Genomic DNA, 22,773 nt, shown 5'->3' on the forward strand with positions numbered 1-22,773 from the left:
GCCGCCGCGCGCGGCGACTGCCGAATGTCATCAAATGTTCATAAAACTCACGGTTGCAGGCCGCGCCGCTCGTTCGGCGTGAGCGCCTGCAGCTGCGGCGCCGTCAACGGCCCCGCGCCCAGCACCTGCACCACGCCGGCCGGCTGATAGCTGGACGCCTGCGGTTCGCCGCCCTGGTGCTTGCCAACACCGCCCTCGTCCGCCTGCTCGTTGCCAAAGCCCAGCACCTTCACCGTGAACAGCGACGGTTGCGCCTGGCGCGTGGCGGCCCGTTCGCGCTGCAGCACGTCCTGCGCCGCCGTCACGGCTTGCGTGGCGGCCGCGCTGGCGTTGCTCAATGCGCCCACGTTCACGGTGGCGACCACGGGCAGGCCCGCCGACTTGCCCTGTACCTGAACGTTTTCCGCATTGATCACCTGCAAGGCCGCCAGGTTGACGTTGCCCGAGACGCGGATGCCCGCCTCGCCCGCGTCGATGCTGCCCAGCGGGGCGATCAGGTCGATGTCGCCGGGCGGCACCTCCGGGATCGGGTTCAGGGTGGCGATGCCGGCGCCCGTGGCCGGCGTGCTCGGCGACAGGCTGACCAGGCCGATGCTGTCGTAGGTACGGCGCTGCGGCGTGTAGACGACGGTGGACTTGGTGCCGCGGCCCGCATTGATGTCGCCCGTGGCCGACCAGGCCAGGATGTTGCCGCCGAAGGTGGTGAAGATGCGGCTCTGGCCCAGCAGGATGCTGTCTTTCGCATACATCTGGATGTCGCCCTGTCCCTGCGTCAGCACGCCCGAGCCTTCGCCCGGCGCATAGCCGCCATCGACGCCGATCAGCGCCCGCCCGCCCGGCACCGTGATGCCGATGTCGCCGCCGGCATCCGTGTGAATGCCCGCGTCGTTGACGGTCACGTAAGGCACGTTGTAGTCGGGACGGCCCGCCTCGACCCATTCCTGCGGACTCAGGTAGCGCACGCCCGCGACGGGACGCTTGGTGTACACGCCGCCGTATCCGTTGACCGTGTACAGCGCGCTGCTGAACATCGTCAGGTCGCCCTGGTACTCGATCTTCTGGCCCGCCTTGTCCTGCGATGGGAACAGGGTGGCGATGGCTTCCCGGCCGCGCAGGTAGCTGCCGCGGCGCATGCCGTCCGGATCGTTGTATTCGCGCCCCGCCGCCTTCAGTTCGGCAAAGTAGACATTGCTCAGGTAGACCTGCTGCTGCTCCTTCGGCAAGGCGGCAAAGAAGCTGCGCGCATCGGTGGCCGGGTCGTAGCGGATGCCCAGGCCGCTGTCGCCGCCAAAGCGCGTCGTCAGCCAGTTCACCAGGTGCAGCTGGCTGACCTGCGCGTATTCGCGCGCCAGGTCGCGCCGCACGGCGCCCGTCTGCTGGCCAGCCTTTTCCAGTTCCGCCTGCTTCGTGCCGAGGAAGGCGGACGCGCCCGCCTCATCGCCGCTGTAGGCGAACTGGCCGCGCAGCCAGTCGGCCAGGGTCAGCTTGCCGCCGTAGACATACACGGCGCTGCCGGCCTGGTCGGCCAGCGGCTTGGCCGGATCGGCCAGCCTGGACGGGTCCAGGTAGCGCGCCGCGAAGGCCGCATAGTCGGGACCGTTGCGGCCCACGCCGGCCGCCACGCTGATGCCGGCGCCATTGCCGCGCTTGTCCTGGCCGACATTGACGATGGAGCCGAGGCTGCGCAATTCCGCCTTGTCGGCCATGTACAGGTCGCGCCCGGCGCTCACGTTCAGCTGGCCCGGTCCCGCCACATAGAAAGTGCTGTAGCGGATATCGCGCCCGGCGCTGACGACGGAAACGTCATCAGCATGGCGGTGCACGAACAGGTTGCCGCGCGCCGACGAGCTGGCGAAGACGATCGGCTTTTCCGGCAGCTCGGGACTGTTGGCAAAGGGCTGGCCGGTCCATCCCGCCGCGCCGTCCGGCACGCCTTCGACGCTGCCGAGCGGCGTGCCGGAATTGACGATGTCGCGCCCGGCCCGCACGGCCACGGCGCCACCGCCTTCGTACCACACGCCCAGCGGGCCCGTTTCGCCCTTCAGTGTTCCCCGGTACACGATGCCGCCCGTGCGCAAGCCCACGATGTCGCCGCTGTTGGCATAGAAGTGCGCGGGCACCTGGCCCGCCGGCACATAATCGGAGACCGTCGGCGGGGTCATGCTGAACAGCGGATACGTCTGCTGCGCACCGCTGGCGCCGTTGCTGGTCGCCCCCAGCAATTTCAGCGCTGAAGGCGCCAGCGCCTCCTGGCTGACGTTATGCAGCGGCAAGTGGCCGAACCACACCGGGCCCAGGGCGCCGACGAAACCGGGATTGAACGGGTTCGGCAAGCGTCGCGGATCGGCGCCCGATTGCGTGATCGGATAGCCGGCCGCATGGATGGAGTCGGCGGCCAGCATTTCCAGCTGGCCCGCGCCCGTCCTGACAAACTGCGGCGCCACAGGCGACGGCGCCAGGATCACGCCGTTTTGCGGCATGTCGACCTTGCCGCCATCACCCAGCCTGCCCAGGCTGGCATTGCCGTAGTACAAACTGCCGCTGGCGGCCACGGCGCGCAGCACGGACGGCATGACGAAACGCCCGTCCGACGGCGCGTAGTTGTCGCCGACCGTCGCATTGATCCAGGACGAGGTGGGCGTCAGGTTGCCGCCCGCGCTGAACAGGTCGATGGCCGTGGCCGGCGTCCACAGCGAGAACCAGCTCCAGCCTTCGCCGGTGCGCTCCACGCCCTGGTAGCTGAACGGCGAACCATAGCCCAGTTGCTTCACGCGGCCCGCATCGGCCACGCCGCCCAGCACCACATCTCCGCGCGCATCGATGCGCACGCCGCTGTCGCCCGGCACCAGGATAGGCCCGCCGCTGGCGATCGCCGTACCCGCCGTGTAGGTTTCATACGGCCGCGATTCCTTCGGATCGGCGCGGTCGAAGCGCAATTCGATGCCGCCCACGGCGCCCGCCTCCAGGCGCAGCGCGCCGCGCAGGTTGGTAAGCGTGCTGTTCAGGCCCGGCAGCTGGCGTTCGAAACGCGTGTTCGGGTTCGGCCGGTCGCTATTGCTGTCGAAGCTGCGCACCTCGGCCACAGGGTTCAGCCCGCCGCCGATGCGGATATCGAGATCGCCGCCGCCCGTCAGCAACAGCTTGCCGTCCGGCGTCACCCTGCCCGTGCTGCCCACGGCCACGTTCAGGCCCTGGCTGCGCGGCGCGAACTCGCCGCCCGCATCGGCGCGCGAGGCCAGCATGCCGGCGTCGCCGCCCGCCTGCAGCAGCAGATTGCCGCCACCGAGGGTGCCGATGCCCGTAAAGCCCGACAGGAAAGGCATGCCCGAATACAGGTCCGCCCCTTCGGTGCCCGGAATATAGGTACCGAAGTTGATCCACCATGCCGTCGGCACGCCGCCGCCCGTGCTGCCGCTGCCCTGGCGCCACAGCCAGGTGCCGATGTCGCTGGTGTCCTGCTGTGGACGCAGCCAGCCGATCGCGTCTTCGCGCCGGCTGACGGAAGCGGCCAGCGTATCGCCCTTGACGTCGCCCTGGGCGCGCAGCAGCAGGTTGCCGCCATGCTCGGGATACCAGGCGCGGTACAGGCTCTGGCTGCCGCCGTCGACGAACGGGATGAAGGCATCGCCGTCCGTCCCCAGCAGCTGGCCCTTGACGGTCCGCGCGCGCGGCAGATTGAACAGGTCCTTGCCGCCCACCAGCGGCGAGGCCGACTGCGTGCCCGCCGTGTAGACGCCATACAGGGAACGCATGTCGAAGTCGCCCGCGGCGAGCAAATCGAGGTCGCCAGCGCCCGTGCGCAGCACGCTGAACAGGGGCTGGCGCGCCGGCTCCACGCTGATCACCTCAACGGGCGGCGTGCCCTCCGCCACCTTGATCACAAAGTGCGCAAAGTACTCCAGCATGATTTCCTCGCCGCCAAAGTCTTCGACATTGACGTCGCCCGGTCCGTAGCCCTCGGCGATAGCCGCATCGCTGTAGATATATTTGGCCGGCAAACCCGTGCCCGGCTTGATGGAAGTCACCTTGCCCATGCCGTAATGCGCATCGGCCAGCATCAGATGGGCGTCCTTCGCATGCGGTTTCAGCGCGCGCGTGTCGGCGGCCGCCGTATCGGCGCCGCCCACCAGGCGCAGCGACCACGCTTGCGAACCCTGGGCCAGCATGGGCGCCAGCGCCAGGTTGCGGCCCTGGCTGCCGCTGCCATCCGCGCTGCGCAGCGACACCATGGTGACGTCGCCCGGCAGCCTGACCACGGTGCCGGCGGGCAGCACGCTGCCCTTGTCCAGCGCCAGCGCCGAGGCCAGCACCACGCCATTGACGGCATTCGTGGCATCGGCCACATCCCACGGCCTGCCTTCGGGGAAAGGCAGGGCCACGTTCGCCGGCCACAGCATGGCCGCCACCCTGGCCGCGCCAGGCAGGCGCAGGCCGGCATCGAGCTGCATGCCGCTCGACAAGGTCAGCGCCTTTGGCAAGACCGTGCCGGCCGCGTACAGCACGCTGCCGTCGGCATTGCGCACGGCGCCGCCCAGCACGCTGCCGGCCGGCAGATTCAACTCCGCCGTCAAGGTGGCGCGCGCCGCCAGCAAGGTACCGCTGCGCAACTCCATGGCTTTCATCGGCACGGCGAAATTGACGCTCGTGCCCGATTTGAAATACGTGTCTTCGGCCAGGGTCACCAGGCCCGCTTGCGGCACGACGACTTCGCCGCCCCACGGCAGCCGGCCTTTCACCAGCTGCCAGCCCTTGTCATCGACCGTGACTGGCAGGGCGCTGGTATCGAAACCATCGGTGATGCTGCCAAAGACGCTGAGCTTGCCACCGGCGCGCAGCACCAGCGCACCGGCCTCGCCCGAGCCGTACACGCCGCTCAGGCGGGCCAGCGGATTGACGCCGTCGTAGCGGTGGCCGGACAGGTCGATGTCGCCATCGATATGCAAGTCGCCGCCCGGCGTGGCGCTGACGATCTCGACGCCGGGGCGCAGGTGAAAAGCGTTGGCGTCGCCGCGCAAGCCGCGCAGCTTGTTGTTCATCAAGTTGCCGTTGGCCAGCGCGTGGACCATGAAGGCCTGGCTGTCCGCGTGTTTCTCGTCCAGGTAAGCCTGGTTGATGCTCTGGTAGCTGCGGCCGTCCGCATCCTTGCCGGTACCGGCCGGGGCATCCTTGTATTGCCAGAAGGCATTGACGTTGACCGTGCGCGCGCCGGCGATGTTCAGCGCGCCGGCCGCGTCGATGTCGATGTCGTCGCCCGTGGCGCCGCCCAGGCGGCGCGCGTTCAGGTCGATGCTGCCGTAGTTGCCACCCTTGTCTCCGCTGCGCAGGTCGAAGCGCGCGCCGTTTTCCAGGCTCAAGCGGCCGCCTGGCGCGGCCAGTTCGATCACGGCGCGGTTCGGCGCCTCGATCACCTGGCCATAGCTGTCCGTGCGCAGCACCGTGCCGTGCGCATCGAGCACGGCGCCTGACTCGATGGTGACACCGTCGCGGCCGGCCAGGCGGATGCTGCCCACCTGCTCGCCGCTGGCGTCGATGCGGCCGCTCACCGTCAAGCTGCCGCCGTCGACGGAGACGCTCACTTCGCGCGCCTTGACCTCGTCGCCGATGGTCAGATTGCCCTGCTTGAGCTGGAAGCTGCGGCTGCCGAACACCTTGCCCGTGTTCAGGCGCTGGTTCAGGCCGGCGAAGTCGCCGATCTGTTGGGCGCGCACCTCCACGCCGCCCGCCGCGTACGGCACCTGGGTGCCGCCCGCGTCATAATGGCCGCTGGCGCCGCCCAGCAGGCTGCCGCGCAAGTCGGCCGTGCCTGCCGCGTCGCCCGTGGCGACCACGCTGAGCTTGCCGGCGCGGTTGTTCACGGCCGACACGTCGATCACGGAAGCGGCCGCCTGGCGCACATCGCCTGCGCGGCTGTCGAGGATCACGTCGCCGCCCCAGCTGTACTTGCTGGTGTCGTAGAAATCGATCTTGCGGCCCGCCAGGTCCAGCTTGGCCTTGTCGCCCAGCAATACATCACGCTCGGCCGACAGGGTCAGCTTTCCGCTTGGCAGAACCACCGAGGTATCGACGCTGACGCTGTTGCCGCTGAGCGCCACTTCCGCACCCAGGGCGCCGGCCAGCGCCGCATTCGTCGGCGTGGCGGCCGCCGCACCTGCCGGTGCGCTCACCTTGAGGTCGCCGCCCGCCGTGATGCGGTTGACGGAACCGGCCGCACCCGTCAACAGCGGCGTGTTGATCAGCAAATCGCCGCCGCTGTAACGGTAGCCATTGGTGGCCGTATCCCACGCGCTTTGCGACTGGTAGACGGACAGGCCGCCTTTGTTGTTGGCCGTCAGCTGTTCGCTGGCATTGAGCGCCACCTGGCCGAAGCCCAGCATCAGACGGTCGAGGTGATGGATGGTGTCGGGACGGCTGTCCGGCGTGAAGCCGAACTCGATGCGCCTGGCGTCGACCTGCAAACGGCCGCTGCCCGTGCCGGGGCCATTGGCGACCACGGCGCCGGGCGCATTCGTCGCGCCCTGCCACACGAGGGTGTCCGTGTGGATGCGCGCCAGCGCGTCCGTGCCGCCATAGCCGTAGATGGCCGGCGTATTGAGCACCAGGCGCGACAGCGAAGACTTGCCCGTGGCCGCGTCGATGGTCGACAGTTGCGACGAATCATAGAAGTTGAAGGAATTGCGCGCCGTCAAACCCAGGCTTTCCAGCGCCGGTGCGCCCGTGCTGGTGTCGCCGCGCAGCAGGCGGTCGAGCACGCCCTGGTTCAGTGCCAGGCCGTCGGGCAAGGCGCCGCGGGCGCTGGCGTCCGCCAGCGACGCCTCGCTGCCGACATTGATGGAGCCCATGCCCAGCACCAGGTTGCGCGTGCCGTAGCGCACGTTGTCGCGCAGGGTAAACGCGCGCTCCGTCACGGCCGCGATGGTGCCCTCGGAATACAGCGAGGTGCTGCCGCCGCAGGCGCCGCCAACTTTCGTGCAGGCGCCGATATCGATGATGCCGGGGCCATACGATTCGGACGACGGCGGCGCGGCCGGCAGCATGTCCAGCCAGCCGTTCGAGACGGCCAGCACGCTGCCCATGGGCTCGTATACATAGCCATCGCGCGAATCCCAGGCGGCCTTGCCGCGGCCCAGCGTATTGATGCCGGAGCCCTGCTCCAGGATGATGCCGCCGTCTTTTCTCGCCGTCACCAGAAACACTTCGGCCGCCTTCAGCATGGCGCCGTCGCGCAGCACGATGCCGCCCGCCGATTCGTTGATGGCGGCGATATTGGCGTGCTGGTTGCTGCCCGTGCCAAAATCGCTGTAGTTCACGCGCGGCAAGCCGCCGATGCCCACGCGCTGAGCGCCGAAGGCATTGATCTGCGACGCATGCACGGACACGCCATCGAAATCGGCCAGCGGCGCCGTGCCGTCGGCCAGCACTTCGTAGCGCGTCGACGCATGGTTGCCCGTGCCCAGCAACAGGGAGCCGCCGAAGCCGCCCTCGGCCGGTGCATACAGGGCGCTGCCATCCATCATCAACGGCGTGTGGTTATCCTTGACGCTGTGCACGGATGGGGCGATCAGCTGCACCCGCACGCCCTTGGCATCGCGCTCCAGCGCGGCGCGCGGCACGCCGTCGCGCGTGGCTTGCGCCACGGCAAAGGCGGCATAGCCCGTTTCATTGTATTGCGAATAGCTGCGCAGCACGTCGGCCGGCGTCAGGATCGCTTGTTGCGCCACCACGTCGCGGATCGCCGTGCCCGCCACGCCCGTCTGCGCCGCCGTGGCAAACGAACCGTTGCGCATGGCGATCGTGCCGCCCGTCTCGACGGCGCCGGCCAGGCCATTCAGTTCCACGCGGAAAGCACCGGGCAGCAGGGCGAAATTCGACGGCAGCAGGGTGTAGGTGCCGGCCGCCAGGCCAGGCACGCCCGCCGCGATGGTGATCTGGCGTCCCACGGCGGGCTGGCCCGCGCCCTGCTCCGCCATCAAAGGCGCCACGTCAGGCTGTACCCCGGGAATGATGGCGTACACGGGATTGGTATTCAGGCCGGGCAAGGTAAAGCCGCCGTTCGGCTTCATCTGCACCAGCGGATTGAGGCGCGCGTCGGTGGACCCGCCGCGTCCGGCCAGGAAGGCCGCGCCCGTCAAGGTGCCGCCGCCCGACATGTCGAGCACGGCGCCGGCCTGCACGTCGATGGCGGCGCCCGTCAAGGCGATCTCGGGGCCGTTGCCCACGCCCTTGAAGACGACATCGTTGCCGTCATACAGGTAGCTCAAGCCATCGAGCGTGCCGCCGTACGGCATCGTCAAGCCTTTCGCGCTGACCGAGGTCAGGCTGCCAGGCAACAGGTTGACGCGGCCCGTATTGGCTTCAAAGCCTTCGGCGCCCAGGTTGATCTGGCCCAGCGGCGCGCGCAGCACGCCATGCTGGTTGATGGTGGGCGCAACCAGGCTCAGGGTGCCGAACACGGAGAACGGCTGGTTTGGCGTGGCGCCGTCGCCGCTGCGCCCGATATTGAGCGTGCGCAGCGGATCGAGCGTGACGCGGAGGTTGCCGTATTCGTCGATGCCGCTCTGCTGGCCCACCGTGACCATGCCGCTGTCGCCCGTGGCCGGGTAGATTTGCGCGGCCACCAGCGTGGCATTGCCGGGCTGGTACAGGGCGGCGCTGTTCGACAGGCGCATGTCGCCGCGGCTGTTCAGGGTCAGCTGCTCGAAGGCATCGCGCTCGACCACCAGGTCGGCGCCGCTGCTCTGCGCGATGGTGCCGCGCGTACCCATGTTGACCTCGCCCGCGATATCGAGCATGCCCGCATCGATCTGCAGCAGGGAATCCTCGGCCACCAGCGGCACGCCCAGGATGCCGCGTCCCTTGCCCAGGTTCTTCGAACCTTTCACGGCATTGGGCACGATGTAATCGTCCTTCTGCGCACGCACGGCCGTACCCAGGCGCACGTACGGCGCCGCCAGGTGCACCTGGCTGGCAAGGCTGCCCGCCTTGTCCTGGCCATCAGGCAAAGGCTGCTGCGCCAGCCCCAGCGAGGTGGCGCTCAGGCGCAGGCTCTGGCCCAGCGACAGCTTGACGTCGCCGTCAAAACTGAGCATGCCGTTCACATGCAGGGCCAGGTTGTCGAAACCGCCCGCCTGCACGCGGTCGGCGCCCAGGCGCGCGCTGCCGTAGCGCAGCGCCGCATCCTGCTGGCCGGCGCGCAAGTCCTCGGGCAAGGCGCTGTCGCCCTGCACCTGCGCCAGCTGCATTTCGCGCGGCACGCGCACCGCGTTGTCCACGTTGTCGCCTTGCAAGTTGTAGCGGTTGACCTTGCCATAATTGGGCGTGTCCAGCGCCAGCGCCAGGGTGCCGCCGGCCGCACCGGCGCCCCCGGCCACGGCGCGCAGAGTGCCGTCGGCAAAGATGCCGTTATACGAACTGAGCGAAATCAAACCGCCGTTGCCGGCCACGTTGACGGCGCCCTGGTTCGGCAAGTCCAGCGTGGCTTGCGCGCCGCTGGCGTCAAGCAGCGCGCCAGGACGCACGACGACAAAGGCATCGGCCGCGTCGACGCTGGCCGCGTCGGCCTTGTAGCGGGCGCCGATCTCGATGCTGCCGCCCTTGTCGGCACGGCCATAGCGGTCGCCGCGCATGTCGGTGGCGACCGTCGCGCGGCCGGCGACGTCGAGCACGGCCCTGTCGCCGATCCAGATCGACGTGGCTTGTCCCTTGCCGTTCGGTACATCCACATCATTGCCCGTGCCAAACGTGCCGGGCAGGACGGCGATCTTGCCACCCCGGGCTTCGAGCCGGCCATCGATGGTGATCTGCGCATTGCCCGTCAGGCTGATCTGGCGGCCCGGATCGACCGTGACGACGGCGCCTTGCGCCACCGCCAGATCCCCTTTCACGTGCGGGCTGCCGGCCGTCAGCGACAGGTCGGCGCCGGCGCGCTGCGTCAGACGGGCCTTGCGCGCATCTTCCTGGTACAGCTCCGGCGTCCACAGTTCCAGCGCGGCAGCCGGATCCGTGCCACTCGCCACCGTGTGGCCCGTGGCGGGATTGAAGCGCAGCACGGGCATCTTCACATCGACATGCGCATCCTTGACCACCACGACGCCATCGCGGCCCGTGATGGCGTAGTCGGCAAAACCGCTCTGGAACAGGCTGGCGTCCAGCGCCAGCATAGGCTGGACGGTCACGTCGCGCCCCAGCACCGTGCCGGCCGGCAGCAGCATGCCGCGCGGCGCGCGCAAGTCGTCGGCGGCGACGCTGCCGGCCGCATACTGCGTCATCACCGGCTGGATCGGCAAGCCGTTTGGAAAGACCGCCGCCGAGACCACGAAGCCGGCAGGCAGGCTATTGATGGCAGTCAGCACGCTGCCGGCGGGCGCAATGGAACCCTGGTAGACAGACGCGCCGCTGGCGGTGGTGACATAGGCGCCCGGCGGCACCAGCAGGTCGGCTCCCAGCACCAGCGGTTTCTGCGCCGACACGTCCGCCGTCACGGGTTTGCTCAAGGCCTGTCCCGGCTTGATCAGGCTGGTACTGAGTGCAAAATCGAAGGGGATCTTCTCGCCCTTGGCGATCAGGAATTCATCGGCCAGGCGCAGGCCGATGGGGGCGCTGCTGCCACCTGGCAACACGTCGCCACCCTGCAGCTTGCCGCCGATGCTGACGGCCGCGCCGCTGTCGATCACCAGGCGTCCGCCGCCTTTCACGCCATGGCCGCGCAATTCCCCGTCGAGCTTGAGCATGGCGCCCGTCGGCGCTTTCTCCGTCGGCAGATCGACCGCCAGGGTGATGTCGCCGCCGCGCCCGCCCTGCAGGCTGCCATTGCTCATCAGGGCCGCGCCGGACGAGACGTCGATGACGCTGCCGCCCGCCAGCTCAACGCCGCCTGAGCTTTTCAATGTGACCTTGCCGCCATTCACATACGGCAAGCCGGCGACCGCGCCCGGATCGAGTTCCAGGTTGCTCCACAGGCCGCGCGCATCGAGACGCACGCCGGGCGCCACGCGCACGCCGGCCGCTCCCGTGGGACGGTTGTCCGGCACCAGCTTGCCTTCGACCCATACCGCGCCCGCATTCGCCAGGTAGCGCGAGATGATGTCACCGGCGGCGATGCTGCCGCCGCGCGCGCTGACGTTCGCCTTGATGGCCACGTCGGTGGCGTGCAGGGCGACGTCGCCGCCATCGGCCACGCGCACGTCCGCGTTGACGTCGAGCTTGTCGTAGGCGTAGATATTCAGGGCGCCCAGTTCCAGGCCATTGAGCCAGTCCGCATCGAGCTGCAGGGTCTTGCTGCGCGCGGCCGGCAAGGCTTCAGTGAGCAGCTGGCCATCGGCGACGGGCGCCACCTTGCCGATCTCGACTTTTTCCAGCACGGCTTGCGGGCTGTCGCGCAGCTGGCCCGCCTTCGTATCGAAGACGGGCGTCATTTTGCCGACGATCAATTGACCGGCGCGCGCGGCCGACGTCTGCGCCTGCTTGTAGCTATCCATGCCGTCATCGCGCTTGCGCTGCTGGCGCTCGCCCTGGAACACGGACGTGTCGATATCGCCTTCCAGCACGGCCGCGCCCGTGGACACGATCAGGCGGCCCGCGTCGCGGCCCACCGTGTAGCCGTTTTCCAGGCGTTCGCGCGGGCCGATCAAGGCATTCGCGTACGTCTCCGTCGTGTTCGCGCCCCAGCGCGCATGCGTGCTTTCATAGCCGCGGTACAAGCCCGTGTACAGATTGTCGCCGGGTGCAGTGCTGAGCTTGTACATCGCGCCATCGGCGCCCTTCAGCCACGTCTGCTTGACCATGCCCGTCTGCACGTCCAGCGAGCCGCCGGCGATGTTGATGCGCGAACCGGCCTGCGTCACCACTTCGCCGCCGCCAAAGCCGACGGTGCCGCCCTGGGCCGCCCATTCACCGATGCCGTGGCCGCTGGTATTGAGGTAGCCGCTCACTTCCAGCAAGCCGCCGGCCGTGTACCAGCGATCCGTGGCGTAGCCATTCGTGCCGGCCGGCACCAGCACCAGGTCGCGGCGGTCGACCCACACGTCGCTGTTGTTCAGGTATTTCGCGTCGCGGCTGCCCGGTGCGTCGCGCTGTTCGTTGCCCTGCACATTGATCAGCACATTGTTGCTGCTCATGTCGACCTTCACGCCGACGGCGCCGGAGACGTCGATGGCGGCGTCGCGCGCCACGTGGCTGCGGCGGGCCGCGTCGACCAGCACCTGGCCGCCCGTGGCCAGGGTCAGCGAATCGCCTTCGAATTCCACGTTGCCGGCCGAAACGATGCGCACCAGCGACTGGTCGCGCCGGTCCAGCGGCGTGTCCGTGCCCTTGCCCGTATCTTTCAGCAAGGTATCGCGCTGCACGTCAAGGGCGGTGGCGCCGTTGTCGTCGATAAAAATGGCGCTGACGCTGCCGCGTCCCATGGTGACCTTGGCGTCCTCGCCCGCCGCCGACAGGTGGATGGCGCCGCGTCCGTTGACGGAGGTACTCGACAGCAGCATGCCGTCCTGGCGCAGCGTGTTGCCGCTCAGCGTGATGTCGCCGCCGGCCGACTGGATCAAGCCGCGGTTGACGACGGCGCCGGCGCCGCTGCCGGCCGTGCGCAGCATCTCGACTTCATTGCCGCGTGTGCTCGAATACTGGTTCTTGTCCGTGCCCTGGCCCGGGCGCACGACGATGGCGTCGCCGGCGGCCAGGGTGGTCTGGCCATTCGGCGTGGTGATGGCGCCCGCATTGTCGACGCTGCGGCCGGCCAGCAGCACATAGCCGCCGCCTTCCGTCACCGTCTGCGGCTTGCGCGTGTCGATGCGCGCGCCGGCGGCGACGACGACGTCGGCCTCGGCCTTGCCATGCGTAAAGGTATTCTGGCCCAGCAATAAATCATTCGCGAAGGTCGGCACGGCGCCCGCGCCCTGCGCCTTGCCGTACAGGCCGCTCTTGAACTGGCTGTCGCTCATGCCCATGGCGGCCGCCGCCAGGTTGCGCGTATCGACCTGGCTGCTGCCCGTAAACACGATGCCATTGCGGTTGACGATCATCACCGTGCCGTCGGCCTTGATCTGGCCCTGGATCTGGCTGGGGCGCGCCAGCGGATCGTTGACCCGGTTCAAGACGGACCAGTTCGATTTCTGGTCGAACTGCAAGGTGGTGTTCTTGCCGACGTTAAAACTTTCCCAGTTCAAAATCGCCTTGTCGTCCGTCTGCACCACCTTCACGACGGTCTTGCCGTCGGCCTGGGTCTGCACCGGGCCCTGGGCGTTGAGCCAGCCCGCCGTCAGGCTGTTAGTGTCGACCTGCAAGCCGCCCTTGACCAGGCCATCGGACGCACCGCCGGCGGCCAGCGCCGCCTGGCGCGCGGCCGCCTGCACCGCCTGTTCGGCGGCGATGCCGCGCGCGGCCAGCAACAGGTTGTTCAGCGATTGCTGCAGCTTGCCTTCGGCCTTTTGCTGCTGCAGCAAAGGATTGTTCAGCGATGTGGCCGGCTGGCCATTCGGCAAGCGTCCCGTGGCGGCGGCCGTGCCCTGCTGCGCGCCCTTGCCCGCGAACCAGGCGCCGCTGAACGGCTGCTGCGCCTGCGCGCCGCCCGCCTGCAGCAGCATGGCGATGGCCAGCGCCAGCGGTTTCAAGCGCACCGGGCGCCCGTTGTGGCTGCCCGCCATGGCGGAGGAGGATGCGTGTTTCGTGACCGACTTGCTTCGCTGCATGGCGACATTCCCTTTTCATGTTCCGTTGCTGACCGATATCGCGAGGCGGCGCGCGGCACGCACGGTGGCGGGCGGCAGGCACTGATTCGCGGCTTCCAGCAGCATTGACAGGGAACAAGGTCCGGGACTGCAAAAGGTCATGAAAATGTCATAATTGGGTGAGCACCTCGGGGCGCCAAGGCGGGGCTCAGCCGAACAGCACGATGCCGCCCGGCAGCCGCGTCACGCGCGCGCCATACGCGTCCTGGATCAGGGCGATCACGTCGTCGAGGCGGTCGAGCGAAAAGCTCGCTTGCACGCGCGTCAGTTTCAAGGCCTCGCCATTGAGGATCAGCTTGCCGGGACGGTAGCGGTTCACCTCGTCCACCACCTCGGCCAGGGTGCTTTGTTTAAAAACCAGCAGCCGGTGGCGCCACGCGCTGACGTCGCTTTTTGCCACGGCGCGGGCGATGCCGAAATGCTCGGGCCGGTAACGCAGTTGCTGGCCGGCCGCCAGTTCCGCGTCGTTGCCGGCCTGCGCCACGCGCAAGCGGCCCGCCAGGCACGTTACACACACTTCCTGGCCGAATAACCGGATATTGAAGCGCGCGCTGCCGGCCGACACGGTGCCGTCGCCCGCCTGCACGCGCACCCGCGCCGCGCCGCGCAAGCCAGCCTGGAATTCCGCCTCGCCCGCCAGCAGCACCAGCGCCGCGGCGCCATCCTGCAGCGGCGCCGCATCGAGGCGCGTCTGCGTATTCATCTGCACCAGCACGCCGCCGTCGAGCGCCACTTCGCGCTGCTCGCCCGTGCCGGTGGCATAGTCGGCGGCAAGACCGGCCACGGCCGGCCACAGATCCGTGGGCGGACGCAGCACCAGTAAACCCAGCGAGGCGGCCACGGCGCCGCCGAGCCAGGCGCGCCGCGCCACGTTGACAGGCGCCTGCGCCCGCTTGACGGCGCGCGCGGCCGGCGCCATGGCGCCCCACACGGCGCGCGCCTCGGCAAAGGCGTTGGCATGCTTGCGGCTGCGCGCGCACCAGTGGCGAAACACTTGCGCGTCGCGCTCGCTGACCTGGCCCGAGGCCAGGCGCACGACCCACGCCTGCGCTTCCTTCTGGATGACACCCATATCGTCTTCCGCTTGTTCAGTCATGATGTTTAGACGTTTTTCCCGCGCCGGGACCGAAGCGCTGGATGAAATCGCGTCCCATGCGTTCGCAGCAATGTTCGAGGCCGGCGCGCAATTCCTTCTCGACGGTGCGGGCGGAAATGCCGAAACGCTCGGCGATGTCGCGGTGCGGCAACTGGTCGACGCGGGCGGCGATGACGATGGCGCGCCGGCGTTTCGGCAATTCCTGCAAGGCCCGTTCCAATTCTTCCAGTTCGGCGCGCGCGCTGAAGGTGCGCGCCGGGTCGGCCAGCTCATCGGCCATCTCGTACAGATCGTCGATGTCGGGCAGGCTGAGCAGGCGTGCATTGTCGCGGCGTTGATCTTCCGCAATGTTGATGGCGATGCGCATCAAGTAGGCGGACGGGTAGCTGATCGCTTCGGGCGCGTTCATCCGTTCCACCCGCAAATACGTTTCATGCAACGCGTCATTGGCCAGGTCTTCCGAGCCGAGGCGGCGCTGCAGGTGGCGGCGAAACTGTCCGTAGCGTTCCAGGAACAGCTTGCGCAAGGTGGTTTTGAGCAGTTCCGGCATGCTCAGGGCGCCCCGGCCACGAGGTAGGGCGCGCAATCGGCATCGGGATCAGGCCGCGGCGTCAGTAAAATCGTCAGCGGCTGCGGCAAGCCCGCCGGCGGCGCGCCATCGATCAGCAAACTGCGCAGGCGCTGCAGCACGGCGCGGTCGCGCTGTTCCACGCCGCTCGGTTCGAGCACATGCACGGCGCGCACCTTGCCCCGCTCGTCAAGCCACAGCTGGAAGGCCAGCCGGTAGCGGCCGAAGGTCTCCGGATGCAAGCGGCACAGGGCGCGCGTGAGCGAGCGCTGCAGGATGGCTGCATAGCCTTGCAATGCTGCGCTGGCGGGGGTCACTTCGGCCGGCACGGGCGCTGCTGCCACGGGCGCATCGGCCAGCGCCAGCAAGGTAAACGCATTGCTGCCGCTGAAGCGCGCGCCCAGCTGCGTGCCGACCAGCAGGCGCTGCAGCGCTTCGGCCGGCGTATAGTCGCCGCGCACGGGTGCGGCCACTTTACCGGCCGCCAGCTGGCTGCTGACGAGCACGGAATACCCGGTCACTTCGCCAAACGCCACCAGGGCCACATCGAGCGGCTGGGCGGGCAAGTCGAAGCGTAGGAGGGCGTGCGCGCCGGCATCAGCACCGTCCGCGCCCGCAGCCGGCCGCACGAATGTCATCAAGGTCATCAATGTCATCAGCAAGCAGGCGGACAGGGCATTGCCCCTTGCGGCGCGGCGGTGGCTTAGTGTCATTTTCCAGGGGAAGCAACGAAAAATCCTGCTCATGAAGTGTCTTGACTGCAATGTTGTCTGCAGAATGGCAAGATGGTAGCTTCATAAAATGACAACTGCATGACATGGCGCCAGCCCGCATCCCCGCCTGTGTCATCGCCGCGACACATGATCTTGCTATGCTGAACGCTTCATCCACCGCTCCGGGAGCCGTCATGGCACGCCTGTTCTCACTGTTGCTGCTGGCCTGCGCCGCCCTGCCCGTACAGGCGGACGAGCACACCGTCGTCGTGAAGGCCGCCGCGCCGCAGAAGGCTTGCGTGGAAGTGGACATCGATGGCCAGCGCGCGCCGTCGATGTCTTGCCTGAGTGAAAAATTATTGCCAAACAGCAACACCATGAACCGGCCGCCGCCTGCCCTGTCCGGTGCGGAAGCCGTCATGCAGCGCCCGTCGAACCAGCTGGGCCTGTACAACCGCGCCGCCCTCGAACACCGCATGGGCAATGCCTTTGGCAAATCCGTCACGCCGCAGAGGCCGCCAGCTCCCGCGCCCGCCAGCCCGCTGCTGCCGGCCCGCTGACCTTGTTGTCAACGCACAGTCCATTTGCGCTGTCAAGATTGCGCAATCGCGCCGATTGCGTATCATTCCAGGCTTGATCGCTCTGGAAACAACCATGCTGCCCACTATCGAACAACGTCTTGCCCTTGAACTTGCCGCCAAACCGGTGCAGGTTGCCGCCGCCATCGAACTGCTCGACGAAGGCGCCACCGTGCCCTTCATCGCCCGTTACCGCAAGGAAGCGACCGGCGGCCTCGACGATATCCAGCTGCGCCTGCTCGAAGAGCGCTTGCGCTACCTGCGCGAGCTGGAAGAGCGGCGCGCCGCCATCGTGGCCTCGATCACGGAACAGAACAAGATGACGCCCGAGCTGCTGGACGCCGTCATGCACGCGGAAGACAAGACGCGCCTCGAAGATTTGTACTTGCCGTACAAACAGAAGCGCCGCACGAAGGCGCAGATCGCCATCGAAGCGGGCTTGATGCCGCTGGCCGACGGCTTGCTGGACAATCCGGAACTGACGCCGGAAATGGAAGCGGGCAAGTTCCTGCGCGACGCGTTTACCAGTGCCGACGGCAACAATCCGGGCGTGGCGGACACCAAGGCGGCCCTCGACGGCGCGCGCCAGATTCTGATGGAGCGTTTCGCCGAAGACGCGACCCTGCTGCAAACCTTGCGCGAATACGTGCAGGAACACGGCATCGTCGAATCGAAAGTGGTGGAAGGCAAGCAGGACGAAGGCGAAAAATTCGCCGATTACTTCGATTACTCGGAAACCATCTCGACCGTCCCTTCGCACCGCGCGCTGGCGCTGCTGCGCGGCCGCCGCGAGGGTATCCTCGACGTCACCCTGCGTCTGGACACGGAAGCGGAAAAGCCGAAATGGGATGCGCCGCACAACCCGTGCGAAGGCCGCATCGCCGCCCGCTTCGGCATCAAGCAACAAGGCCGCCCGGCCGACAAATGGCTGGCCGACACGGCACGCTGGACCTGGCGCGTGAAAAGCTTCATGCACCTGGAAACGGAACTGATGGGCGCGCTGCGCGAACGCTCGGAACTCGACGCCATCAACGTCTTCGCCACCAATTTGAAAGCGCTGCTGCTGGCAGCGCCGGCCGGCCAGCGCGCCACCATGGGTCTGGACCCTGGCCTGCGCACGGGCGTCAAGGTTGCTGTCGTTGATGCCACCGGTAAAGTCGTCGACACGGCCGTGATCTACCCGCACCAGCCGAAGAACGACTGGGATGGCTCGCTGCATACGCTGGGCCGCCTGGCCGCCAAGCACAATGTGTCGCTCATTTCCATCGGCAACGGCACCGCCTCGCGCGAAACGGACAAACTGGCGCAGGACCTGATCAAGCAGCATCCGGAAGCGAAGATGACGAAGATCGTCGTCTCGGAAGCGGGCGCGTCGGTGTATTCGGCGTCCGAATTCGCCTCGAAAGAATTGCCGGACATGGATGTGTCCCTGCGCGGCGCCGTCTCGATCGCGCGCCGCCTGCAAGACCCGCTGGCCGAACTGGTGAAAATTGACCCGAAATCGATCGGCGTGGGCCAGTACCAGCACGACGTGAGCCAAAGCCAGCTGGCCCGCTCGCTCGATGCCGTGGTGGAAGATTGCGTGAACGCCGTCGGCGTGGACGTGAATACGGCGTCGGCGCCCCTGCTGGCGCGCGTGTCCGGCCTGTCGGCCAGCGTGGCGCAAAGCATCGTCACCTACCGCGACATGAAGGGCGCGTTCACCTCGCGCGCGGCCTTGAAAGCCGTGCCGCGCCTGGGCGATAAAACCTACGAACAGGCAGCCGGCTTTTTGCGCGTGATGGGCGGCGAAAACCCGCTGGACGCCTCGGCCGTCCACCCGGAATCGTACCCGCTTGTGGAAAAGATCCTGGCGGACATCAAGAAGGACATCAAGGCCGTCATCGGCGAAACGGCCTTGCTGAAAACCCTCAGCCCGGCAAAATATGCGGATGAAACATTCGGCGTGCCGACCATTTCCGACATTTTGAAGGAACTGGAAAAGCCGGGCCGTGACCCCCGTCCGGAATTCACCACCGCCACCTTCAAGGAAGGCGTGGAAGAGATCCGCGACTTGCGCCCGGACATGATTTTAGAGGGCGTAGTCACCAACGTGGCCGCCTTTGGTGCCTTCGTCGACATCGGCGTGCACCAGGATGGCCTCGTGCACATTTCGGCCCTGTCGAACACGTTTGTGAAAGACCCGCACACGGTGGTCAAAGCTGGCCAGGTCGTGCGCGTCAAAGTGCTGGAAGTCGATGAAAAGCGCAAGCGCATCGCCCTGACCATGCGTTTGACGGACAGCGCGCCGCAGGCGGGCAGCAAGCCCGAGCAAAAGGGCGACCGCAACGACCGCCGCAGCATGGCGCAGCACCAGTCGCAGTCGCGCAACGCGCCCGAGCCGGCCGGCAGCATGGCCGCCGCGTTCGCCAAGCTGCGCGGCTAAGTCCATGGCCGCCAGGCATGATCTGATCATCCTGGCGGTGGACGCTGCCAGCCTGGATGCGCAGCTGCTGCTCGATGCATTGTCGGAGGCATTGCTGCGCATCAATGGCGACAGCGGCCGTTCTTCCTTCGATGTCGAGGCGGCAACGCCGCGCGGCGGCTTTTACCTGGCCCGCGATGCGGCTGGAGAATTGCTCGGCTGCGCCGCTCTGCGGCCGCTGGGCGAGGCGGACAGCCCCATAGGCGAACTCAAGCGCATGTATGCGCGCCCCGGCTCCTGCGGCGTGGGCGCGGCCCTGCTGGCCCATGTGGAGGCACAGGCGCGCCGGAATGGCTACCAGGCCTTGCACCTGTCCACCCGCGTGATAAATACCCGCGCCGTGGCGTTTTATGCCAAACACGGCTATGCACCCGTCATTGCCTGGGGCAAATACGTGGGTGCGGCACAATCGGTGTGCCTGGGCAAGACCTTATAAGCGTCAACGTGGCTGACTTGCCCGATTTATGACTTGAGCGCATACCCGTGCCGGCGTTTTCTTATAAAATGACGGCATCTATTTATTTACCCCATCAGAGGCAGCTATGAGCGACGTACAAACCTGGATCAAAGAAACCGTGACGAGCACGCCAGTCGTGCTGTTCATGAAGGGCACGGCCCAATTCCCGCAGTGCGGCTTTTCCGGCCGCGCCATCCAGATCCTGAAAGCGTGCGGCGTGGAAAACATCGCTACCGTCAACGTGCTGGATGACCCGGAAGTGCGCCAGGGCATCAAGGATTACTCGAACTGGCCAACCATTCCGCAGCTGTATGTCAAAGGCGAGTTCATCGGTGGTTCCGATATCATGAATGAAATGTTTGAATCGGGCGAGCTGAAGTCCCTGCTGGATGCCTGATAGCCAAACGCAGCGGCCGCGCCGTATCGTCGTGGCCATCACGGGCGCCACGGGCGCCGTGTATGGCTTGCGGCTGCTGCAATTACTCGGCGCCATCCCCGGCGTCGAGACGCATCTGGTCTTGTCGGATGCGGCCGTACTGACCCTGCACCAGGAAACGGGCGTGGGGCGCAAGGACATCGAAGCGCAGGCGCACGTGGTGCACAAGCTGCGCGATATCGGCGCCTCTATCGCCAGCGGCTCGTTTCAATCGGACGGCATGGTCATCGCACCGTGCTCGATGAAGACACTCGCGGCCGTGGCCCATGGCTTGTCGGATAATTTGATCACGCGGGCAGCCGACGTGGTGCTCAAGGAGCGCCGCCGCCTGATCCTGATGGTGCGCGAAACGCCGTTCAACCTGGCGCACCTGCGCAATATGACGGCCGTGACCGAAATGGGCGGCATCATCTTCCCGCCCTTGCCAAGCTTTTATCACCACCCGCACAGCATCGCGGAAATGGTCGACCATACGGTGGCGCGCGTCATCGACCTGCTCGGCATTGAGCATGCCCTGGCGCCGCGGTGGAATGGTCTTAAGTCCACTGGCGACACCCCTATCCTCTAGTTGGCGTCACGATCTAGCTCTGGCGTCACGATGCCTGACAAAAGCGTAGCGAGCGTCAGTGATTTGTGGCCGAGAAGCGCAACCGTGCTGAAGCACGGTGAGCATCGCCGGCCGCAAAGCGCGACGCGCAGTAGCTTTGGTCAGGCATCCACCACTCAGCGTTTTTCGAACTGCGTGGCACTTGCCTGCTTCAAATCCCTGGCTTCTTCAACCATCCTGCGGTGGGCGATCCGTTTGCGCATCACTTCCGCATGTTGCGCGGCAGTCATGGGGGGCACGGTCATCAAGTCCTTCAGCTGCGCGGTATTGCTGTAGTTACTTTTCATAAGACGGCTCAAATGCTCGGCTCCGTAGTGGATGAACTGGCTGCTTCTGATGTGATTATGCGCTGGTATTGGCCGCTGCGCCGCTGCGTGCGGGATTATTGTCAAATAATTCCGCTGCAGCGCAACATGCGAGGTCTTATTGTGCGGCAAAATCATGTCTCCAGTATGACCTTGCGCAAATAAAAGGACAGGGGGAGCACCGCCCACGAAAGGCGGACGGTGCCGGCCGGGGAGGGCCTGAATGCTTACTTTTGGTAGTTGACTCTTACCAGCATGCGAATAAATTCTCGCGCGATTTGACGATGATGTTCATCTAATCTTTGCAAATCGGCAATTAATTTCACATCGGCGGACTCAAAACGCGACAAAGCGCTGCCCGCTTCGCCATTCGGCGTGGCGCTTTCCGGGCCGCCAAAGCGCAACCATTCCGCCGGAACGCCCAACCATTGAGCAATCATGCGCAATTTCTCTTGCGTCGGAATTGCTTCACCTACTAACCATTTCCTAGCTGCATGCACGGTAATCGGGCGCCCGTCGAAACGGATATTGAATTCCCGGGCCAGTCTGGTCGGGCTGTCTGGAGAATAATGGGCGTTTTTGAGAGCCAACTGAAGTCGCTGGCTGAAGCTTTCGCGTTCGTTAGAAGAATTCATAGGTGTACTATTTCATGTTGTAACATGAAAGTCAGTTTCTTGAATGACCATACAGATTGTTACATTTGAAAAGAGTATCAATTAACAATTAACACTCCGGCCGGCCTTTTCAGGTCAAAAAGTGGGCCGAATTTTCTCTTGCGATTCTGCGTGGCTTCGGGTCAAATTCGCGGTTAGCCTTGATTTTCGCACTGCAGCACGATTCAAAGCCTCGGTTTGGCATTACAACGTACGGTATCGGATAATGCCCTGCTCTACCGATACACGCAATGCCCATGCCATACAATTTCTTGTAGACAAAGTTTTCAGAAGGGCCATTTTGTTTCCAACATGGAAACGATCTGAACAGCGTGCTTATCGCGAGACATTGTTTTTTGATCGTGCCCACTGGAAAGAGACTGCGTCCAAAAATTTTACTGCCATCGCAGCGAAAAGAATGTCGCCGTTATGCCAGGAAAGCTCTTTTTGGTGTCATCTTGGCCACCAACTCTCGATCTTAAGCGCGTTTGCGCAAGAAGAATCAATTTATTTTCAGTAATTGTTGTCTGATTCGCCAAATTCCCGCGTTCACGCCTTCTCTTTTCTTTGTTGCAGCACGGGCAGGGCACGCTACAATAGTATTGACGTTGACGTAAACGGCACTTTGCCACCCATTGCCTCACAGTATCCATCCAGCTATCGACCGCCCATGCAACCGACACCGCCCGCACCCATGACGACCTATACGATTACCGAACTGGCGCGGGAATTCGACATCACGGCGCGCGCCATCCGCTTCTATGAAGACCAGGGCTTGCTCAGCCCGAAACGCGAAGGCGCCGGCGGGCGCAGCCGCGTCTACACGCCGCGCGACCGCACCCGCCTGAAGCTGACCCTGCGCGGCAAGCGCCTGGGCCTGGCGTTGTCGGAGATCAAGAGCCTGGTCGACATGTACGAGTCGCCGAAGGACACGCGCGCGCAGATGGACCGCTTCCTGGGCGTGCTGGCGCAGCACCGGCAAACGCTGGAGCAGCAGCGCATCGATATCGAAATGGCGCTGGCGGAAATCAGCGCGCATGAAGACGCTTGCGCGCGCATGCTGGCGGACTTGAACCTTGATAAGGCGCAAACCAACTAAAGGCGCGGGCAGCAGACCGCTGCCGCGCATCGGTTGACGTTTACGTAAACGTCACAACTGAGTATCATAGCTTCAC

At 66.0% G+C, this 22,773-nt stretch carries 12 protein-coding genes; 6 read left to right on the forward strand and 6 right to left on the reverse strand.

The window, feature by feature from the left end:
• Nucleotides 1-47: 47 nt before the first annotated feature.
• The 4 genes from FG13_RS18240 to FG13_RS18255 all read right to left on the reverse strand — a co-directional run bounded on the left by FG13_RS18240 (nucleotide 48) and on the right by FG13_RS18255 (nucleotide 16,032).
• Nucleotides 48-13,682 carry a filamentous haemagglutinin family protein gene (locus FG13_RS18240; protein WP_035823141.1) on the reverse strand — a complete coding sequence of 4,545 codons (13,635 nt, stop codon included), beginning with the start codon at nucleotides 13,680-13,682 and terminating at the stop codon, nucleotides 48-50.
• A 187-nt stretch (nucleotides 13,683-13,869) separates the two neighbouring features.
• A complete protein-coding gene (locus tag FG13_RS18245) occupies nucleotides 13,870-14,817 on the reverse strand; it encodes a FecR family protein (RefSeq protein WP_035823143.1) in 948 nt (315 codons plus the stop codon).
• Nucleotides 14,810-15,367 (reverse strand): RNA polymerase sigma factor, encoded by a 558-nt coding sequence (locus FG13_RS18250; RefSeq protein WP_035823145.1) that lies wholly within the window; start codon nucleotides 15,365-15,367, stop codon nucleotides 14,810-14,812. Before FG13_RS18250 ends, FG13_RS18245 begins: the two co-directional genes overlap by 8 nt.
• 2 nt (nucleotides 15,368-15,369) lie before the next feature.
• On the reverse strand, nucleotides 15,370-16,032 hold the full coding sequence (locus tag FG13_RS18255; RefSeq protein ID WP_051959213.1) for a secretin and TonB N-terminal domain-containing protein: 663 nt from the start codon (nucleotides 16,030-16,032) through the stop codon (nucleotides 15,370-15,372).
• Between the two features lie 260 nt (nucleotides 16,033-16,292).
• On the opposite strand from FG13_RS18255, the gene FG13_RS18260 reads away from it, so the two are divergent.
• The 5 genes from FG13_RS18260 (at nucleotide 16,293) to FG13_RS18280 (ending at nucleotide 20,601) form a co-directional block, all read left to right on the forward strand.
• Complete coding sequence (locus FG13_RS18260) at nucleotides 16,293-16,658, forward strand: hypothetical protein (protein ID WP_035823147.1); 366 nt, start codon at nucleotides 16,293-16,295, stop codon at nucleotides 16,656-16,658.
• A gap of 94 nt (nucleotides 16,659-16,752) precedes the next feature.
• On the forward strand, nucleotides 16,753-19,101 hold the full coding sequence (locus tag FG13_RS18265) for a Tex family protein (RefSeq protein WP_035823150.1): 2,349 nt from the start codon (nucleotides 16,753-16,755) through the stop codon (nucleotides 19,099-19,101).
• A 4-nt stretch (nucleotides 19,102-19,105) separates the two neighbouring features.
• Nucleotides 19,106-19,576 carry a GNAT family N-acetyltransferase gene (locus FG13_RS18270; RefSeq protein ID WP_035823152.1) on the forward strand — a complete coding sequence of 157 codons (471 nt, stop codon included), beginning with the start codon at nucleotides 19,106-19,108 and terminating at the stop codon, nucleotides 19,574-19,576.
• 106 nt (nucleotides 19,577-19,682) lie between these two features.
• Nucleotides 19,683-19,994 (forward strand): Grx4 family monothiol glutaredoxin, encoded by a 312-nt coding sequence (grxD, locus tag FG13_RS18275; RefSeq protein WP_010402157.1) that lies wholly within the window; start codon nucleotides 19,683-19,685, stop codon nucleotides 19,992-19,994.
• On the forward strand, nucleotides 19,987-20,601 hold the full coding sequence (locus FG13_RS18280; protein WP_035823155.1) for a UbiX family flavin prenyltransferase: 615 nt from the start codon (nucleotides 19,987-19,989) through the stop codon (nucleotides 20,599-20,601). Before grxD ends, FG13_RS18280 begins: the two co-directional genes overlap by 8 nt.
• Nucleotides 20,602-20,756: 155 nt before the next feature.
• Here FG13_RS18280 and FG13_RS30710 read toward each other — a convergent pair whose 3' ends face one another.
• Both FG13_RS30710 and FG13_RS18290 read right to left on the reverse strand, forming a co-directional pair.
• Nucleotides 20,757-21,083: a hypothetical protein gene (locus FG13_RS30710; protein ID WP_035823157.1), complete on the reverse strand. Its 327-nt coding sequence runs from the start codon at nucleotides 21,081-21,083 to the stop codon at nucleotides 20,757-20,759.
• A gap of 89 nt (nucleotides 21,084-21,172) precedes the next feature.
• Nucleotides 21,173-21,580, reverse strand: a complete 408-nt coding sequence (locus tag FG13_RS18290; RefSeq protein WP_034753756.1) for a hypothetical protein — start codon at nucleotides 21,578-21,580, stop codon at nucleotides 21,173-21,175.
• A gap of 712 nt (nucleotides 21,581-22,292) precedes the next feature.
• On the opposite strand from FG13_RS18290, the gene FG13_RS18295 reads away from it, so the two are divergent.
• The gene (locus FG13_RS18295) at nucleotides 22,293-22,697 is read left to right on the forward strand and encodes a MerR family transcriptional regulator (protein WP_034753754.1); all 405 of its coding nucleotides are present in this window, start codon (nucleotides 22,293-22,295) and stop codon (nucleotides 22,695-22,697) included.
• The last annotated feature ends 76 nt before the right edge of the window (nucleotides 22,698-22,773 follow it).

This window comes from Janthinobacterium sp. RA13 (assembly GCF_000745325.1).
In the GTDB taxonomy this organism is placed as follows: domain Bacteria; phylum Pseudomonadota; class Gammaproteobacteria; order Burkholderiales; family Burkholderiaceae_D; genus Janthinobacterium; species Janthinobacterium rivuli.

Bases quoted from the DNA above. Each gene is read 5' to 3' on its own strand.
- FG13_RS18265 (WP_035823150.1), top strand. From the start codon at position 16,753: ATGCTGCCCACTATCGAACAACGTCTTGCCCTTGAACTTGCCGCCAAA.
- FG13_RS18295 (WP_034753754.1), top strand. From the start codon at position 22,293: ATGACGACCTATACGATTACCGAACTGGCGCGGGAATTCGACATCACG.
- FG13_RS18245 (WP_035823143.1), bottom strand. From the start codon at position 14,817: ATGACTGAACAAGCGGAAGACGATATGGGTGTCATCCAGAAGGAAGCG.
- FG13_RS30710 (WP_035823157.1), bottom strand. From the start codon at position 21,083: ATGATTTTGCCGCACAATAAGACCTCGCATGTTGCGCTGCAGCGGAAT.
- FG13_RS18240 (WP_035823141.1), bottom strand. From the start codon at position 13,682: ATGCAGCGAAGCAAGTCGGTCACGAAACACGCATCCTCCTCCGCCATG.
- FG13_RS18255 (WP_051959213.1), bottom strand. From the start codon at position 16,032: ATGACCTTGATGACATTCGTGCGGCCGGCTGCGGGCGCGGACGGTGCT.
- FG13_RS18260 (WP_035823147.1), top strand. From the start codon at position 16,293: ATGGCACGCCTGTTCTCACTGTTGCTGCTGGCCTGCGCCGCCCTGCCC.
- grxD (WP_010402157.1), top strand. From the start codon at position 19,683: ATGAGCGACGTACAAACCTGGATCAAAGAAACCGTGACGAGCACGCCA.
- FG13_RS18280 (WP_035823155.1), top strand. From the start codon at position 19,987: ATGCCTGATAGCCAAACGCAGCGGCCGCGCCGTATCGTCGTGGCCATC.
- FG13_RS18290 (WP_034753756.1), bottom strand. From the start codon at position 21,580: ATGAATTCTTCTAACGAACGCGAAAGCTTCAGCCAGCGACTTCAGTTG.
- FG13_RS18250 (WP_035823145.1), bottom strand. From the start codon at position 15,367: ATGCCGGAACTGCTCAAAACCACCTTGCGCAAGCTGTTCCTGGAACGC.
- FG13_RS18270 (WP_035823152.1), top strand. From the start codon at position 19,106: ATGGCCGCCAGGCATGATCTGATCATCCTGGCGGTGGACGCTGCCAGC.